The sequence below is a fragment of the Nocardioides kongjuensis genome (genome assembly GCF_013409625.1).
In the GTDB taxonomy this organism is placed as follows: domain Bacteria; phylum Actinomycetota; class Actinomycetes; order Propionibacteriales; family Nocardioidaceae; genus Nocardioides; species Nocardioides kongjuensis.
On the sequence record NZ_JACCBF010000001.1, the window covers coordinates 3,504,775 to 3,522,266 of the forward strand.

16 protein-coding genes are annotated in these 17,492 nt (G+C 72.2%); 8 read left to right on the top strand and 8 right to left on the bottom strand.

The annotated features are described in order from the left end of the window. Entirely contained in the window at positions 1-504 is a 504-nt protein-coding gene (locus tag BJ958_RS16895) for a MarR family winged helix-turn-helix transcriptional regulator (protein ID WP_179728087.1), read from the bottom strand. 140 nt (positions 505-644) lie between these two features. Between BJ958_RS16895 and icmF the strand changes: the two genes are divergently transcribed. The 4 genes from icmF to BJ958_RS16915 all read left to right on the top strand — a co-directional run bounded on the left by icmF (position 645) and on the right by BJ958_RS16915 (position 7,279). Next, entirely contained in the window at positions 645-3,815 is a 3,171-nt protein-coding gene (gene icmF / locus BJ958_RS16900; RefSeq protein WP_179728088.1) for a fused isobutyryl-CoA mutase/GTPase IcmF, read from the top strand. Between the two features lie 313 nt (positions 3,816-4,128). Beyond that, entirely contained in the window at positions 4,129-4,506 is a 378-nt protein-coding gene (locus BJ958_RS16905; protein WP_179728089.1) for a YciI family protein, read from the top strand. Between the two features lie 52 nt (positions 4,507-4,558). Continuing rightward, complete coding sequence (locus BJ958_RS16910) at positions 4,559-5,824, top strand: RNA polymerase sigma factor (protein WP_179728090.1); 1,266 nt, start codon at positions 4,559-4,561, stop codon at positions 5,822-5,824. A 66-nt stretch (positions 5,825-5,890) separates the two neighbouring features. Then, positions 5,891-7,279: an MFS transporter gene (locus BJ958_RS16915; RefSeq protein WP_179728091.1), complete on the top strand. Its 1,389-nt coding sequence runs from the start codon at positions 5,891-5,893 to the stop codon at positions 7,277-7,279. Here the strand turns inward: BJ958_RS16915 and BJ958_RS16920 are convergent. Continuing rightward, a complete protein-coding gene (locus BJ958_RS16920) occupies positions 7,260-8,219 on the bottom strand; it encodes an AraC family transcriptional regulator (protein WP_179728092.1) in 960 nt (319 codons plus the stop codon). The genes BJ958_RS16915 and BJ958_RS16920 overlap by 20 nt on opposite strands. Positions 8,220-8,387: 168 nt before the next feature. On the opposite strand from BJ958_RS16920, the gene BJ958_RS16925 reads away from it, so the two are divergent. Continuing rightward, positions 8,388-8,933 (top strand): flavin reductase family protein, encoded by a 546-nt coding sequence (locus tag BJ958_RS16925; protein WP_179728093.1) that lies wholly within the window; start codon positions 8,388-8,390, stop codon positions 8,931-8,933. Between the two features lie 13 nt (positions 8,934-8,946). Continuing rightward, positions 8,947-10,536 carry a 4-hydroxyphenylacetate 3-hydroxylase family protein gene (locus BJ958_RS16930; protein WP_179728094.1) on the top strand — a complete coding sequence of 530 codons (1,590 nt, stop codon included), beginning with the start codon at positions 8,947-8,949 and terminating at the stop codon, positions 10,534-10,536. Between the two features lie 45 nt (positions 10,537-10,581). Here BJ958_RS16930 and BJ958_RS16935 read toward each other — a convergent pair whose 3' ends face one another. The 5 genes from BJ958_RS16935 to BJ958_RS16955 are packed head-to-tail and all read right to left on the bottom strand — an operon-like array spanning position 10,582 to position 14,939. Then, positions 10,582-10,947 carry a hypothetical protein gene (locus BJ958_RS16935; protein ID WP_179728095.1) on the bottom strand — a complete coding sequence of 122 codons (366 nt, stop codon included), beginning with the start codon at positions 10,945-10,947 and terminating at the stop codon, positions 10,582-10,584. Between the two features lie 10 nt (positions 10,948-10,957). Continuing rightward, the gene (locus BJ958_RS16940) at positions 10,958-11,272 is read right to left on the bottom strand and encodes a hypothetical protein (protein ID WP_218865817.1); all 315 of its coding nucleotides are present in this window, start codon (positions 11,270-11,272) and stop codon (positions 10,958-10,960) included. Then, a complete protein-coding gene (locus tag BJ958_RS16945; protein WP_218865819.1) occupies positions 11,269-12,843 on the bottom strand; it encodes a radical SAM protein in 1,575 nt (524 codons plus the stop codon). Before BJ958_RS16945 ends, BJ958_RS16940 begins: the two co-directional genes overlap by 4 nt. Then, a complete protein-coding gene (locus BJ958_RS16950; protein WP_218865820.1) occupies positions 12,840-13,619 on the bottom strand; it encodes a prolipoprotein diacylglyceryl transferase in 780 nt (259 codons plus the stop codon). Before BJ958_RS16950 ends, BJ958_RS16945 begins: the two co-directional genes overlap by 4 nt. Before the next feature lie 60 nt (positions 13,620-13,679). Beyond that, positions 13,680-14,939 (bottom strand): MFS transporter, encoded by a 1,260-nt coding sequence (locus tag BJ958_RS16955; RefSeq protein ID WP_179728097.1) that lies wholly within the window; start codon positions 14,937-14,939, stop codon positions 13,680-13,682. A 190-nt stretch (positions 14,940-15,129) separates the two neighbouring features. Here BJ958_RS16955 and BJ958_RS16960 point away from each other — a divergent pair, with 190 nt between their 5' ends. Both BJ958_RS16960 and BJ958_RS16965 read left to right on the top strand, forming a co-directional pair. Continuing rightward, positions 15,130-15,627 (top strand): thioesterase family protein, encoded by a 498-nt coding sequence (locus BJ958_RS16960; RefSeq protein WP_179728098.1) that lies wholly within the window; start codon positions 15,130-15,132, stop codon positions 15,625-15,627. Between the two features lie 235 nt (positions 15,628-15,862). Continuing rightward, the gene (locus BJ958_RS16965; RefSeq protein WP_179728099.1) at positions 15,863-17,080 is read left to right on the top strand and encodes a DUF480 domain-containing protein; all 1,218 of its coding nucleotides are present in this window, start codon (positions 15,863-15,865) and stop codon (positions 17,078-17,080) included. Between the two features lie 4 nt (positions 17,081-17,084). Here BJ958_RS16965 and BJ958_RS16970 read toward each other — a convergent pair whose 3' ends face one another. Continuing rightward, entirely contained in the window at positions 17,085-17,432 is a 348-nt protein-coding gene (locus tag BJ958_RS16970) for a DUF2568 domain-containing protein (RefSeq protein ID WP_179728100.1), read from the bottom strand. Positions 17,433-17,492: the final 60 nt, after the last annotated feature.

Below are 17,492 nucleotides of genomic sequence, written 5' to 3' on the forward strand. Positions count from 1 at the left end.
TCAGCCGGCGAAGTCGCCCGAGGCCTGCCGGACCTGGCGCAGCAGGTCGTAGGCATCGGCCTGCTGGTCACCACTGAGGCCGGTCACCGCGAAGTCGATCGCGGTGACCGCCTTGGTGGCCCGGCGCACGGTGGAGCGGCCCTCGGGGGTCAGCCGGGCGAGGGTACGGCGACGGTCGGCCTCGTCGGGCACGCGGACGACGTACCCCTGGGCCTCGAGGCGGTCGATCGCGCTGGTGACCGACGTGGGGTGGACCATCAGCCGCTCGCCGATCTTGCTCAGCGGCAGCGAGCCGTGCTGGCTGAACAGCAGCAGCACGAGGACCTCGTAGCGGGAGAAGGTCAGCCCGAACGGCTTCAGCGCGGCGTCGAGCGCACCGATCATCAGCTGCTGGACCCGCATCACCGAGGTGGCCAGCCGCATCGCCGTCGCGTCGCCGAAGTGCTCCTCCCAGAGGTCGCCGGCACGGTCGATCGGGTCGAACGGCAGGCGGGACTCAGGCATGCGCCAGACCTTAGCCTCGATCCGCCGGTGGCTGGCTACTACGCGCCACCCACCGGCGGATCGAGTCCGAGGGCAGGCCGGGACTTTTCCAGATTGCTTGGACGTCCTACTATCGGAGATCCAAGGAGTTTGGAGGATCGATGCCCGAGCACGCCCTGCACGTCCCGCAGCACCCCGTCCGCCTGGTGACGGCGTCCAGCCTGTTCGACGGCCACGACGCCTCGATCAACATCATGCGGCGGATCTTCCAGAGCCAGGGCTGCGAGGTGATCCACCTCGGGCACAACCGCTCGGTCGCCGAGGTGATCGAGGCCGCGATCGAGGAGGACGTGCAGGGCATCGCCGTGTCGTCGTACCAGGGCGGCCACGTCGAGTACTTCGAGTACCTCACCCAGCTGCTCCGCGAGCGCGGTGCGGGCCACATCAAGGTCGTCGGCGGCGGTGGCGGCGTCATCGTCCACGACGAGATCAACCGGCTGCGCGAGTCGGGCGTCACCATCTTCTCCCCCGAGGACGGCCAGCGGCTCGGCCTGCCGGGCATGGTCAACACCGTCGTCGAGGCGTGCGACACCGACCTGTGGGAGACCGGCAGCGTCACCGCCGAGCAGGTCCTCAGCGGCGACCGCGCGGCCCTCGCGCGCGCCATCACCGGCGCCGAGCTCGGCCGGCTCGACCGGGCGCTGCTCGACCAGCTCTCCGCGGCGGCGGCCGCGCACGCCGTACCCGTCCTCGGGATCACCGGCACCGGCGGCTCCGGCAAGTCCAGCCTCACCGACGAGCTGGTCCGACGTCTGCGCGTCGACCAGCAGGACAAGGTCCGGGTCGCGGTGCTCGCCGTCGACCCGACCCGGCGCAAGGGCGGCGGCGCGCTGCTCGGCGACCGGATCCGGATGAACAGCCTCGACCTGACCGGCCACGGCCTGGACCGCAACCAGGTCTACTTCCGCAGCCTCGCCACCCGCGGCGCGCACGAGGTGCCCGAGCACCTCGACGACGTGCTCACGGTCATCAAGTCCGCCGGCTTCGACCTCGTCGTCGTCGAGACCCCCGGCATCGGCCAGGGCGACGCGGCGATCGTGCCCTTCGTCGACACCTCGCTGTACGTGATGACGCCCGAGTTCGGTGCCGCGTCGCAGCTGGAGAAGATCGACATGCTCGACTTCGCCGACGCGGTCGCGATCAACAAGTTCGAGCGCCGGGGCGCCGAGGACGCGCTGCGCGACGTGGGTCGCCAGATGGTCCGCAACCGCGAGGCGTTCGGCAAGCAGCCCGCCGACATGCCCGTCTTCGGCACGTCGGCCGCCACCTTCGACGACGACGGCGTCACCGCGCTCTACCAGTACCTGCGCGGCCTGCTCGCCGGCCAGGGCCTGACGGTCGGCGAGGGCCTGCTCGCGCCGGTCGAGGGCAAGAGGTCGACCCGGATCCAGACCGTGCTGCCCGCCGACCGGGTGCGCTACCTCGCCGAGATCGCCGAGACCGTGCGCAGCTACCACGCCGACACCGAGGTGCTCGTCGAGAAGGCCCGCCGCGCGCAGCGCTTCGCCGCGGTCGCCGAGGAGCTCGCCGAGATCGAGGACCTCGCGGCCGCCGCGGCCCGCGCCAACGACGACCTGCCGCTCGACGTGCGCGACCAGCTGGCGGCGTGGCCGGCGACCGTGGCGCAGTACGACGAGGACACCGCGACCAAGGGCCGCGAGTCCCTGTCCGGCAACCGGGTGCCGCGGGTCGCCGTACCCCGCTTCGCCGACCACGGCGAGCTGGTCCGCTACTGGCGCCGGGAGAACCTCCCGGGCCACTTCCCCTTCACCGCCGGGGTCTTCCCGTTCAAGCGCGCCGACGAGGACCCGGCCCGCATGTTCGCCGGCGAGGGCGACCCGTTCCGCACCAACAAGCGCTTCCGGATGCTCTCCGAGGGCCAGCCGGCGACCCGCCTGTCGACCGCCTTCGACTCGGTGACGCTCTACGGCCGCGACCCCGACGAGCGTCCCGACATCTACGGCAAGGTCGGCACGTCCGGCGTCTCCGTCGCGACGCTCGAGGACATGAAGGCGCTCTACGACGGCTTCGACCTGCTCTCGCCGACGACCTCGGTGTCGATGACGATCAACGGCCCCGCCCCGACGGTGCTGGCGTTCTACCTCAACACCGCGATGGACCAGGCCCGCGAGCGGGGCATCGACCCGTACGAGGCGATCAAGTCGATCCGCGGCACCGTCCAGGCCGACATCCTCAAGGAGGACCAGGGGCAGAACACCTGCCTGTTCTCCACGGAGTTCTCGCTGCGCTGCATGGCGGACATCCAGGAGTGGTTCATCCAGCAGCAGGTCCGCAACTTCTACTCGGTCTCGATCTCCGGCTACCACATCGCCGAGGCCGGGGCGAACCCGATCAGCCAGCTCGCGTTCACCCTCGCCAACGGCTTCACGTACGTCGAGTCGTACCTCGCCCGCGGCATGGACATCGACGACTTCGCGCCCAACCTGTCGTTCTTCTTCTCCAACGGCATGGACCCCGAGTACACCGTGATCGGCCGGGTGGCCCGTCGGATCTGGGCGATCGCGATGCGCGACCGGTACGGCGCCAACGAGCGCTCCCAGAAGCTGAAGTACCACGTGCAGACCTCCGGCCGCTCGCTGCACGCGCAGGAGATGGACTTCAACGACATCCGCACCACGCTGCAGGCGCTGATCGCGATCTACGACAACGCGAACTCGCTGCACACCAACGCCTACGACGAGGCGGTCACCACCCCGTCGACCGAGTCGGTGCGCCGGGCGCTGGCCATCCAGCTGATCATCAACCGCGAGTGGGGCCTGGCCTCCAACGAGAACCCGCTCCAGGGCTCGTACGTCGTCGACGAGCTCACCGACCTGGTCGAGACCGCCGTCCTCGCCGAGTTCGACCGGATCTCCGAGCGCGGCGGCGTCCTCGGCGCGATGGAGACCGGCTACCAGCGCGGCCGGATCCAGGACGAGTCGATGCTCTACGAGCACCGCAAGCACGACGGCACGCTGCCGATCATCGGGGTCAACACCTTCCGCGCCCCCGACGCCGGCGACGGCACTCCCGACGAGATCGAGCTGGCCCGCGCCACCACGGAGGAGAAGGAGTCCCAGCTGACCCGGCTCCGCGACTTCCAGTCCCGCCACGCCGACGACGCCACCGCCGCGCTCGCCCGCCTGCGCGAGGCCGCCACGAGCGGCGAGAACATCTTCGCCGTACTCATGGACGCTGCCCGGGTGTGCTCGCTCGGTCAGGTCACCGAGGCGTTCTTCGAGGTGGGTGGGCAGTACCGGCGCAACGTGTAGCCCGGTCCGGCTGTAACACGTGGTTCGCTGCTGTGGCCGCCGGGTCTCCGCTGTAACACGTGGTCCGCTGCTCTAGCAGCCCCATGTCACCTGTACCAGCCCCGTGCAGGCCCCGATCCGGGTGGTCTTCGGGCTGGTAGGTGAGCGGACCACGTGTTACAGCGGCCCGAGGGCTGCCACAGCGGCCACCAACGTGTTACAGCGCCCTCGGACCACCCCGCAGAAAAATTCCTCGACACCCATGTCGAAGCCGCGGCCGTCCGTTCGACGTAGGTTCGGAAGTCACCACCAACGAACCGAAGGACTGATCAAGATGCCGCGTTTCATGGGACTCGTGCGGATGGAAGAGGGACAGGGCAACCCGCCGCAGGCGCTGTTCGACGCGATGGACGCCTACATCGGGGAGCAGGCCCAGAAGGGTCACTTCCTCGACGGCGGCGGGCTGTTCGGGCTCGAGGACGCGATCAACTTCGTGGTCCGCACCGGCGAGGTCACCCGGGTCGACGGCCCGTACGCCGAGGCTCGCGAGGCCGTGGGCGGCTGGGCGCTGCTGCAGTACGACAGCCTCGAGCAGGCGATCGAGAAGCAGCAGGAGTTCGCCGACCTGCACGCCAAGTACTGGCCCGAGTGCAAGATGGTCGCGACCCTGCGGCAGATCTCGGACGCGCCGCCCGAGGCCGCCGACGCCTGAGCACCACCCCGCACCGACGTCGCTGCCGTGCGGCCGGCCCTAGGCTGGCCGCATGGCCGACGCCACCACCGCCGACACGATCACCGCCACCTGGCGGCAGGAGTCGGCCCGGCTGGTCGGCGCGCTCGCCCGGATGACCCGGGACGTCGACCTGGCCGAGGACCTCGCGCAGGACGCGCTGGTCGCCGCCCTCGAGCAGTGGCCGTCGACCGGCGTACCCGACAACCCCGGCGCCTGGCTGATGACCACCGCCAAGCGCCGCGGCATCGACCACATCCGGCGGGCCGAGACGCTGCGCCGCAAGACCGAGGAGCTCGGCCATGCCGCGGAGGAGGTGAGCCCGATGCCCGACCTGGAGTCCCAGGTCGACCACATCGAGGACGACGTCCTGCGACTGGTCTTCCTGTGCTGCCACCCGGCGCTGACCCCCGAGTCCCGTGCCGCGCTCACCCTGCGGCTGGTCGGTGGCCTCACCACCGACGAGATCGCCCGCGGCTTCCTCGTGCCGAGCACGACGATGGGCCAGCGGATCTCACGGGCGAAGAAGACGCTCACCGAGGCCGGCGCCGAGCTCGAGCTGCCGACCGGCGCCGAGCGCACCCAGCGCCTCGACGACGTGATGGCGGTGGTCTACCTCGTCTTCACGGAGGGGTACGTCGCCACGGCGGGTGACGACTGGACCCGCCCCGACCTGGCCCAGGAGGGCATCCGGCTGGCCCGGCTGCTCGCGGGCATCGCGCCCGACGAGCCCGAGGTCCACGGGCTGCAGGCCCTGCTCGAGCTGCAGGGCTCGCGGCTCCCGGCGCGCACCGACGCCGACGGCGCCCCGGTGCTCCTCGACGACCAGGACCGCACCCGCTGGGACGCGCTGCTGGTCCGTCGCGGCCTCGCCGCGCTGCGCCGGGCCGAGGAGATCGCCGCACGCGGGGTGCCGATCGGCCGCTACTACCTGCAGGCCGCGATCGCCGCCGAGCACGCGAAGGCCACCACCGCTGCCGCCACCGACTGGCCCCGCATCGCCCGTCTGTACGACGTCCTGGCCGCCGCCGCTCCCGGCCCGGTCGTCGAGGTCAACCGCGCCGTGGCCCACGGCCGCGCAGCCGGGCCGGACGCCGGCCTCGCCGTCCTCGCGGCGCTCCCGGCCGACGTGCTGCGCGACTCGCCGCTGCTGCCGAGCGTGCGCGGCGACCTGCTCGAGCGGGCCGGCCGGCACGCGGAGGCCGCCGAGGAGTTCGAGGAGGCGGCCCGTCGTACCCGCAACGGCGACGAGCGGACCCTGCTCGAGCGCCGCGCGGCCAAGGCCCGCAGCACGACCTGACCCACTCCGGTCCCGCCCGGTGGAAGTGGACGGGGAGCCGGACCGACGGGCTGGGACCATCACAGCGTGCCGACCACGACCACCACCGAGGGGACCCGCGCACAGTTCGCGACCCTGGCCGCGATCACCGTGGTCACCGGCGTGGTCAGCAGCCTCGGCGCTCCGCTCGTGCCGGTGGTCGCCGCGGAGCAGCACGTGCCGCTGTCCACCGCCCAATGGGTGCTCACGGCCGCCCTGCTCGCCGGCGCCGTCGTGACGCCCGTGCTCGGCCGGTTGGGGACCGGGCGGTGGCGCCGTCCCGTCCTGCTCGCGGGACTGGGTGTCGTGCTCACCGGGACGGTGCTGAGCGCCCTCCCCCTCGGCATCGGACCGATGATCGCGGGCCGGGCGCTGCAGGGCGTCGGCATGGCCCTGGCCCCGCTCGCCTTCGCCGTCGCGAGGGACCTGTGGTCCGGTCCGGACCTCCTGTCCCGGCTGGCACTGCTGTCGGTGGCGACCGTGAGCGGCGCGGGTCTCGGCTACCCGGTGTCCTCGCTCGTCGCCGACCGCCTCGGGATCGGCGGCGCCTACGCGTTCGGTGCCGTCCTGATCGGCACCGCGACCCTCCTCGCGCTGCGCCACCTGCCGTCCGCGCCGGACGACGCACGTCAGCCGGTGGACGTCGTCGGCGCGACGCTGCTGTGCACCGGCACGCTCGGCGTGCTGCTGGCCGTGAGCCAGGGCGAGCGGTGGGGCTGGACGGCCTCGCCGACCCTGCTCGCCGGCGGCGGAGGAGTTCTGCTCGTGCTGGCCTGGGTCAGGTGGAGCGTCGAGCGGACCCGGCGCGGCCGCCCCTCGCTCGTGGACCTGCGGATCGCGACACGCCGTGGCGTCCGGGCCCCGAACGCCGTCACGGTCGCGATCAGCATCAGCCTCTACGGGCTGTTCACCCTGGTCGTCGTCGTGATCCAGGCCGACGGGTCCGCCGGGTTCGGCCTGCACGCCGGTGTCGCGGTGAGCGGTCTGGCCCTGGTCCCGTACGCCGTCGCCAGCATCGCGTCCAACCGGGTCGCGCTCGTCATGGCCCGCGGGGTCGGGACCCGGCTGCTGCTCCCCGTCGGCTGCCTGGTGTTCGGCTCGTCCCTGCTGATCCTCCTCGCCTGGCACGACGCGGTGTGGCAGACCTTCCTCGCCATGGCCGTCGGCGGCCTGGGTGGCGGCCTCACCTTCTCCTCGATGGCGATGCTGATCGTGCCGAACGTCGCCGCCGAGGAGACGAGCAGCGCGATGGCGTTCAACCAGCTGCTGCGCTACCTCGGGTTCTCGGTCGGCTCCGCCGTCACCGTCGCCCTGCTGGAGACGTACGGCGGCGACGCGGCCGCCTTCCGCGCCACCGGCTTGACGATGGCGGTGATCTGCGTGGTGGCGGGCGCCCTCGCGGCCCTCGAGCGCAGCCCTACCGCCCGCGCAGGGTGACGGACGGCGCCACGCCGTAGCGCTCCCGGTAGGAGGCCGCGAACCGGCCGAGGTGGGCGAACCCCCAGCGGGTGGCGACGTCGGAGACGCTGTCGGCGCCGCCCGCGAGCAGGTCGGCATGCACCCGCTCGAGGCGGATGGCGAGCAGCTGCTGGGTCGGCGTGCGGCCGAGGTAGCGCTGGAAGCCCTGCTGCAGCCGGCGGATCCCGACCCCGGACGCGGCGGCGAGCTCGGCGGCGGTCCAGTCGCGCGCCGGGTCGGCCTCCATCGCCTCGACCACGCGCGAGACGATCCGCGGCCGGATGGTGCCGCAGCCCGGCTCCTCGGGGAAGCAGGCGGCGACGAAGGCGGCGGTGAGGGTGCCGGCGAGGCGCCGCCCGACCCGTGCATCGCGGACGAGGACCGGGTTGCGCAGCGCCTCGGTGCCGATCGAGCCGAGCAGCCCGATCCAGGCCCGGCCGCCGTCGGTGCGCAGGTCGACCTGGGCGGGCAGCCGATCGGTGGTGAGCCCGACGAGGGCGGTGACCTCCTCGGCGAGGTAGGCCCGCTCGACCCGCATCCCGACGATCGAGCAGTCGGCCGACCAGCGGGTCATCCGGGTGTGCTCGTCGGGCGGGCAGACCGTCGCCTGCCCGTCGAGGGACAGCACGTGGTGGCCGCCGACGGTGGCCTCGAGCACGCCGCTGCGCGGGACGTTGACCGCCCACGCCCCCGGGTGGTCGGACTCGACGGCGACCTCCGAGCCCCAGCCGATCCGGGCCAGGCGCACGGGCCCGAGGTCGACGGCGCGCAGGTCGGCGGGACCGGCCGGGCTCCGCTTGATCGCCAGCTCGTGGGGGAAGTAGGCGCGTGCGACGGCGTCGGAGAAGTCGCCCAGCTCGTGGGACGACGCGGTCAGGGTGCCGGTCACGCTGCTCACCCCCTTCTCGGTGACGCCCATCACAGTACCTGCGCAACCTTGTCCGCAAAACGCACCCGATCCACCCCGCTGCGCATTGCGGACAGTCCCTTCGCGCAGCGGATCGCCCCGGACGTCGCACCGGCCTAGCGTCCCCGTCCACCCGACCCACCCCGGACGACGGGAGGTCTCGAACGACGAGGAGGAGTCATGGACCCGCGCACGCTGCGCTCGACCTTCGGTCGCTTCGCGACCGGCGTCACCGTCATCACCTGCCGTACCCCCGACGGCACCCACCACGGCGCGACCGTCACCGCCTTCACCCCGATCTCCCTGGACCCGCCGCTGGTCCAGGTGGCGCTGACCCGGACGTCGAGGGCGGCCGCCTACCTCGACGGCGCGTCCTTCGCCGTCAACGTGCTCGCCGCCGACCAGGTCGACGTGGCGATGCACTTCGCGGGCCGCCCGAGCGCGGACCCGCTGCCCTGGTGCGACGGCTCGGTCGCACCGTCCCTGCGCGGCACGGCGGCCACCATCACCTGCCGCGCGCACCGCACCGACGACGGCGGCGACCACCTGCTGTTCCTCGGCGAGGTGGTCGACGTCGTGAGCACCGACCGTCGCCCGCTGCTCTTCCACGACAGCGCCTTCCACCAGATCGGCCGCCGCTCGTCCGACGTCGTCTGGCTCGGCTGCCAGGACGACCCCCACACCAGCTGGTTCGGCGCGCTCGTGCCGGCCGACACCCACTACTGAGGAGAACCCCGAGATGACCGACACCCTCGCCCCCGAGACCACCTCCCACGACGACGGACCGCCGACCGTCAACCCCGCCGCGGGCTCCCCCGCCAACCAGCAGACCAACTTCGCCTCCCGGCCGATGACCGGCGACGAGTACGTCGAGAGCCTGCGCGACGGCCGCGAGATCTACCTCAACGGCGAGCGGGTCGAGGACGTCACGACGCACACGGCGTTCCGCAACCCGATCCGGATGACCGCCCGCCTGTACGACGCCCTCCACACCGGCCCGCACGTCGACGAGCTCACCGTGCCCACGGACACCGGCAACGGCGGCGTGACGATGCCGTTCTTCAAGACGCCGACGTCGTCGGCCGACCTGCTCAAGGAGCGCGACGCGATCGCGCGCTGGGCGAAGATGACGTGGGGGTGGATGGGCCGCAGCCCCGACTACAAGGCGTCGTTCCTCGGCACCCTGCACGCCAACAAGGAGCTCTACGCCCCCTTCGAGGCCAACGCCGAGCGGTGGTACCGCGAGTCCCAGGAGAAGGTCCTCTACTGGAACCACGCGATCATCAACCCGCCGGTCGACCGCAACCTGCCGCCCGACGAGGTCGGCGACGTCTACATGAAGGTCGAGAAGGAGACCGACGCCGGACTGGTCGTCTCCGGCGCGAAGGTCGTCGCGACGGGATCGGCGATCACCAACTACAACTTCATCGCCCACTACGGCCTGCCGATCCGCAAGAAGCAGTTCGCACTGATCTGCACGGTCCCGATGGACGCGCCCGGTGTGAAGCTGATCTGCCGGACGTCGTACACCCAGCAGGCGGCCCAGAACGGCACGCCGTTCGACTACCCGCTATCGAGCCGGATGGACGAGAACGACACCATCTTCGTCTTCGACAAGGTGCTGGTGCCCTGGGAGAACGTCTTCATGTACGGCGACGTCGACCGCATCAACGCGTTCTTCCCGCAGTCCGGCTTCCTGCCCCGCTTCACCTTCCAGGGCTGCACCCGCCTCGCCGTGAAGCTCGACTTCATCGCCGGCCTGCTGATGAAGGCCCTCGAGACCACCGGCTCCGGCGACTTCCGCGGTGTGCAGACCCGGGTCGGCGAGGTCATCGGCTGGCGCAACCTGTTCTGGTCGCTCACCGAGTCGATGGCCCGCGACCCCGAGCCGTGGGTCGGCGACGCGGTGATCCCGAAGCTGGAGTACGGCCTGACGTACCGGATGTTCATGATCCACGGCTATCCGCGGGTCAAGGAGATCATCGAGCAGGACGTCGCCTCCGGCCTGATCTACCTGCCGTCCGGTGCCGCCGACTTCAAGTCCGCCGAGGTGCGCCCGTACCTGGACAAGTACGTCCGCGGCTCCAACGGCATCACGGCGGTCGACCGGGTCAAGGTGATGAAGGCGCTGTGGGACTCGATCGGCACCGAGTTCGGCGGCCGGCACGAGCTGTACGAGCGCAACTACTCCGGCAACCACGAGAACGTGAAGGCCGAGCTGCTCTTCGCCGCCCAGAACCGCGGCATCGTCGACCAGATGAAGGGCTTCGCCGACGAGTTCCTCGGTGAGTACGACCTCGACGGCTGGACGGTCCCCGACCTGTTCTGACGCCGGCGGCCGCGGTCCTGCCACCTCCGGGTCGCAGGACCGCGGTCAGGCCTCCTGGGACAGCAGGTAGATGAACCCGGCGCACAGCCCGCCGAACACGATCATCGTGATCGCCGCTCCGGCGAGCATGCCCACGCCCCAGGGCCGGGTGCGCGCACTCGTGAGGAACGGGACCGGAACCAGCAGCGGGAGCAGGATCCCGCCGATGATCCCGATCGCGACCGGAGTCCCGTCGTAGTCGTTGGCCTGCGTCGAGAACGAGCTGCCGATCGCCAGTCCCAGCAGGGGACACACCACGGCGAGGATCGGCCCGATCAGGAGCCCGCCGAGCAGGTAGCCGAGAAGCTTGTTGGTCGTGTCCGGCGGCCGCTGCGGCGGCGGGAAGGACCCGGGCGGGAACTGCTGGCTCATCTCGACTCCTTCACCTGATCCACCACCACACGCCGACCCCGCCCGCGACGACGAGCGCGCCGAGGTAAGCCAGCACCAGCCGGGTGTCGCCCAGCAGGCACCGCGACCGGAGCAGCCCGGCCCTGCGGGCCCGGGCGTAGCCGACGAAGCCCAGGGCCGCGAAGCCCAGGAGCGCGACCGGGCCGAGCAGCCAGCCGAGCAGCGCGACCGTCGCGAACACGCACAGCCGCAGGGGGTCCGGCAGCTCGCTGTCGGCGCCGGCCCGGTCCGTCGGCTCGACCCGGGGCGGCGTCACCAGCCGCGGGTCCTGGTCCGCGGCGCTCACGGGGCGGTCCGCCCTGTCGCGGTCGAGAGCCTCGTGCGCGCCAACGGCTCCCACGCCTGCAGGGCGCAGAAGGGAGCGCACTGGTGCCCGCCGGTCGTCTCGTTGACGGTGGCCACGTGCACGCAGCACTGGGTGAGCCGCTCCTCGATCATCGTGTTCATGTCCATGAACGGCTTGACCGTCACCCGCAGGACCCGTTCCCCGAGCAGGCGACGCAGCCTCTGCTGCTGACCCGGCAGCCGGGCCGCGGCCAGGGTGGCAAGGGTGCCGATGCCGAGGTCGCAGGTCTGGCAGATGTCGCGCCAGATGTTCGCCATCGAGGGATGGCTGAGGCTGGACTGCTCCGAGAGCAGGTCGAGCAGCGAGTCCTTCACGACCCGCCGCAGGTCGGCGGGGATGGCGTCGTCGGCGATCCGGTTGGCCAGCAGGTCGGGCTCCAGGTCGAGCCACTGCTTGAGCCGCTCCGGGCCGATCAGCGACACCAGCGAGCGCCAGGTGCCGGCGTCGTCGCGGAGCAGGTAGCCGACCGAGCAGCAGTGCGGGTGGCTGCACGGCAGCGCGGTGAGGTCACGCCAGCCGACGGTGCCGCCGGTCTGCGGACCGAGCCGGGCCAGCACCCCGGTGTGGGTGAGCCGGTCCAGCGGGTCGATGCCGCTCGAGCGACCACTGCCGAAGACCGGCTGGATCGTCACGCCACCGACGTACGGCGTGTCGAGGGCACGCTTGACCACGAACCCGATCTCGTCGTCGTTGACGCCGAGCGCGGCGGTCATGGTCAGCGTCGTGAAGATGCCCCGGCTCGACAGGCGCTCGATCGCGTCCTCCTTGAAGCGCCGGATGTCGGCCCCGCGGTGGTGGGTCGACGCCTCGGCGCTCTGGCCGTCGTACTGCAGGTAGACCTCGACCCGCTCGCGGTGCCGGGTGAGCAGGTCGAGCAGCTCGTCGTCGCGGGCGACCAGCAGGCCGTTGGTGTTGACCAGGATCCGCACGACCGGGCGCCGCGCCACCTCGTCGAGCAGCTCGGCCAGGTGGGGGTAGAGCGTCGGCTCCCCGCCCGAGAGCATGAGGACGTCGATGCGCCCGTTCTCCCGGGAGATCCGGGTGTCGATCGAGGCGAGCACCTCGGCCAGCGGGGCGACGCTCGCCAGGGCCGGGGAGGACTCGGCGAAGCAGGTCGGGCACTTCAGGTTGCAGTGGTCGAGCAGGTCGGCCAGCAGGATGCAGGTGTGCTGGGTCTGCATCTCGGGAAGCCCGTCGGCGTACGCCGCCGGCACGGGAGCGAAGTTGCCGAGCAGGTCGGGGGTGTGGACCTTCGTCGGTGCGGTCCACTGCTCGAGCCAGGTGAGGATCTCGGGCGACTCGTCGTAGAGCGTGCGGACCAGTCCGTGCCGCGCGCAGCCGCGTTCGAGCCACACCCGGTCGTCACGGACGGCCAGCCACCCGCTGAGGCGCGCCACCTGGTCGAGGGGCCGGCTCGGCTCCTCCTCGTGGCACAACGGGCAGAACGCGTTGACGTAGCGGTGGATCCGGTCGCCACGCAGCGGCATGCCCGCCCCGCGGGGCGCCTTCACGCGGCCGCTCCGGCCGGCGTCCGGCGCAGCCCGCGATACGCACCGCGTCGCCACTGCCAGCCGATCCGCGCCAGCACCAGCGGCACCGTCGCGAGCAGGAACAGCTGGGGCCGGGTCAGACCGGCCCAGACCACCTCGTTGCCGCGCACCAGCTCGACCAGGAACCGGAAGACGCCGTAGGCCGCGACGTACCAGACGAACGTCGTGCCGGGCGGCAGGTCGGCGCGACGCAGCCACCACCACAGCACTGCGAACGCCGCCAGGTGGAAGGCGATCTCGTAGGCGAACGACGGGTGCAGGGGTACGCCGGCGGCGAGACCGAAGCGGTCGGCGTCGGCCTGGTCGAGCCGCACTCCCCAACCGTGACCGGTGGGGGTTCCCGGCTTCTCGGTGAGCAGGCAGCCGACGCGGCCCACGGCCATGCCGAGGGCGACGGCCGGCGCGAACAGGTCGCCGGTGCGCACCCGGTAGCCGACGAGCCGCTTCGTGACGTGCACGCCCAGCCAGGCGCCCACCAGGCCCCCGAGGATCGACCGGTTGCCGTAGAGCCACTGCTCGGGCAGGGATGCGTTGGCCCGCAGGTCGAGGTGCTGGGCCCAGGTGCCCAGCCGCATCAGCAGCGCCCCGCCGACCAGCGCACCGGTGACGACGTAGACCAACCGCTCGTCGGTCTGCCCGCGGCGTCGCGCCTCCAGCACGAACACCGTCGCAGCCACGGCCACGCCCAGCCCGACGAAGACCTCGTGGATCCAGGCCGGCCCGAGCGTCAGCTGCATGGGCGCCATCGTGCCACGGCTCGCCGCCGGCGCCGGGGCGGTGCGCGTTGGCCCAGCGCGTCAGCGCCCGGCGAGCTCCAGCTCGGGCGCGCCGGCCGCGAGGTCGGTGGGAGCCGGGCGCGGCGACAGGACGGCGTTCGCCACACCGGCCACCACGACCACGGCAGCGGCGACGATCGGCATGACCAACGCGGTCGAGGTGCCGAACCGGTCGGCCAGGTTGCCGGTCACGGCGGAGGCGAGGGACTGCCCGACGATGACGGCCGAGCCGAGGATCGTCATCACGGTGGCGGACCGGCCGGCCGGGCTGCGCAGGGCGCCGAGGCTGTACTGGGTCACCATCGTCGGGCCGATGCCGCAACCGATGAGCAGCAGCACGGCGCACATCGCGCCGACCGAGGAGACGAACGGCAGCAGCGCGGCGCCGGCGAGCATCGTGGCGCCGAAGACCAGCCAGCGGGCGCGCAGCGAGAAGGCGGCCGGGAACAGCGCCACGCCGAGAGCCAGGGCGGCGGAGCCGATGCCCATCACGCCGTACACCAGGCCGGCGGAGGCAGGCTCACCGTGGTCGGCCATGAACGAGGTCAGCGAGGTCAGCATCGAGCCGAAGAACAGGCCGACGCCGAAGATGCCGGCGACCACGGCCAGCAGCGCCGGCCGCGCGATCTCGCGTGCCGGCGCGGGCGGGGCGGCCTGCACGTCGGCACCGGCCGCGGCGAGGGCCGAGGGGTGCAACGCGAAGGCGGTCACGAACACCAGCGTGAGCAGGGCCGCGCCGGCGACGGGCGCCCACGGGTCGAGCGTCGTACCGAGGATGCCGACCACGAACGGTCCGACGATGAAGACGACCTCGTCGGCCGCCGACTCGTAGGCCATGGTCGCGTCGAAGGTGCGCGAACGACGGCCGGGCGCGATCCGGGCGCCGATGATCTGGACCAGGCGACTGCGCGACATCGGCGCGATCTGCGGGGCACTGGCCCCGACCAGGTACGCCACCGCGAGCACGACCGCCGCAGGCAGCGGGCTGTAGACCACCCACGCCATCAGGCCGAGCGCGCTCGTCGACGCGACGCCACTGACCAGCAGCACCCGGCGCTGGCCGAACCGGTCGGCAGCCGCACCGAGCAGCGGGCCGACGGTCGCGGCACCGAGCCCGACGACCGCGGAGTTGAGCCCGCCGAAGGCGAGCGAGTCACGCCCGGCGACGACCAGGGTCAGCACGCCGACGACCATCATCGCGTAGGGCAGGCGCGCGACGAGCGCGATCGGGAAGTACGACGCACCGGCAGCACGCACCAGTGTCGGGGAGTGATCAGGCATGTCCTTCGTCCAAGGGGTCGGGTGCCGCCTTGGACCGCCGGTCGAGCCGACGCGAGGTAGATACACGCAGTGGATCCGTCACCTCAGGATACGCCCGCGTGTCGGGCGCCGCCCAATCATCGGGTGGGAGTCGCCAGCACGCGGCGCGTAGCGGGTGAGGGGCGGACGGCCATGCCCTAGGGTCCGGAGCATGAGCACGCAGCCGACCTACGACCAGCTCGTCACCCTGCCCGCCTTCGCGGTCCAGCCGGTCCCCAGTGCGTTCGAGGACAGCAACGGCTTCCTCAACGTGCGCCACTACCTCGGCATCGGCAGCGAGGGCCTCGACGAGTCGCTCTACGACATCGGGATCCCGTTCAACTGGCCCGTGCTCAGCGGCTTCGCCTGCCTGTCGGCCGAGCACCACCTCACCTACCTGCACGAGCTGAGGACCGGCGACGACATGTCGGTCCGGGTGCGCCTGCTCGGCCGCTCCGAGCGAGCCGCGCACGCACTGGTCTTCGTGCTCGACGACACCAACAAGCGGGTCGCCTGCGTGTTCGAGGAGATCTTCCTCTGCGTCGAGATCGCCGACCGCAAGACCGCGCCCTGGCCCGCCGACATCGCCGCCGGCCTCGACAAGCGCGTCGCCGAGCACGCCGACATCGAGTGGGAGCCGGTCACCTCCGGGTGCCTGAAGCTGCGCTGAGCCATTTGGCTCGCTCCGCTCGCATGTCGCGCCGCCCGACGAGGATCAGCCGAATGTCGTGCGCGACCGCACGACATTCGGCTGAGTGCTTTCCGTCGGGCGCGCCGCGTTGCCTGGACGGAGCGGAGCGAGCGCCAGCGAGCGGAGCGGAGGAAGGCGACGCGCCAAAGCGCGCCCGACATGCGCGAGCGGAGCGAGCGCCCAAGAGATACCGCCCCATCGATACTCTCTCCACGTGAGCGACCTGCCCGTCCTGACGGCCGAGGAGCAGCGCGTGCTGGGGAGCCTCCTGGAGAAGGAGGTCACGGTGCCGGCGTCGTACCCGATGACGGTCACCGCCGTGCGCACCGCCTGCAACCAGCAGAGCAGCCGCGAGCCGGTCGTGGACTACGACGACGACGTCGTGCACCACACGCTGCGCGAGCTCAAGCGACGCGACCTGGTCGGGGTCACGTGGGACGACCGTGGTCGACGCACGCTCAAGTACGTCCAGACGCTGGTGCCACGACTCGGCCTGGCCGAGGACGAGCGAGCACTGGTCACCGTGCTGCTGCTGCGCGGCCCGCAGCCGCCCGGCGCCCTCCGCACCCGCACCGAGCGGCTGCACGCGTTCCCCGACCGCGATGCTGTCGAGGCGTGCCTGCGGCGCCTCGCCGAGCGCGAGCAGCCGCTCGTCCGGGTGCTGCCCAAGCAGCCTCGTGAGCAGGACGCCCGCTGGATCCACCTCCTCGGGCCGGTCGACCTGCCGGCGGCGGCACCGGGTGCGGCGGCCCCCGCGGTCGACCGCGATGCGGTGCTCGCCGGCGGCGCCGACTCCCGGGACGCGAAGGTGCGCTCGGCGTACGCCGCCGTCGCGACGTCGTACGCCGACGCCCTGACCGGCGAGCTCGACGACCTGCCGTTCGAGCGGTGGCTGCTCGACCGGGTCGCCGCCCACGCCGGCACCGACCCTGTCGTCGAGGTCGGCTGCGGGCCCGGCCACGTGACGGCGTACCTCGCGGAGGCCGGTGCCGACGCGACGGGCCTCGACCTCGTCCCCGAGATGGTCGCGCAGGCGCGGGAGCGCTATCCCGACGGCGTCTACGAGGTCGGGGACCTGCGCACCCTCATGCGCCCGGTCAACGGCGCGGGGTGGTCGGCCGTCCTGGCCTGGTACTCGCTGATCCACCTCGCCGCCTCCGAGCTGCCCGGGGCGGTCGAGGCGCTCACCCGGCCGATGAGCCCCGGCGGTCTGCTGGTGCTCGCCCTGCACGCCGGGGCGGAGGTGCGCCACGTCGACACCTGGTTCGGCGAGGAGGTCGACCTCGACGTGGTCCTCCACGAGCCGGCCGACGTCGTGTCGCTCGTCGAGCGGGCCGGACTCGTCGACGTCGAGTGGTACCGCCGCGGACCGGTCGTCGCCCGCGGCGAGACCACCGAGCGGCTGTACGTCGTGGCCCGCACGCCGCGCTGAGGCGCTACCCCTCCTCGACCAGCACCCGGATGCTCGGCAGCAGCGCGAGCCCGTTGACGACGACGGAGAACACGAGCAGCGCCACCGCCCAGCCCTCGTGACCGGCGTCCCAGAGGGCCAGGCTGGCCAGTCCGAAGACCACCACCTTGGCCAGCGGACGGACCACCGGGCCGCCGTACGGCGCCTTCGGCGAGGCCAGCAGGAACCAGACCGTCATGGCGGCGATCGGGAGCAGCCAGACCAGCAGCCACCGCGGGTCGCGGTCCCAGCCCCAGACCCCGAACGCGGCGACGGCCAACAGCTCGTCGAGGAACACCAGGGCCAGGACCGACCACCCGAAGATCGCGTTCACGCGCCGATCATGGCACGCGGCGCGGGGGCTCGAGACGCGTCCGCGGGCTCACCCGCGGGC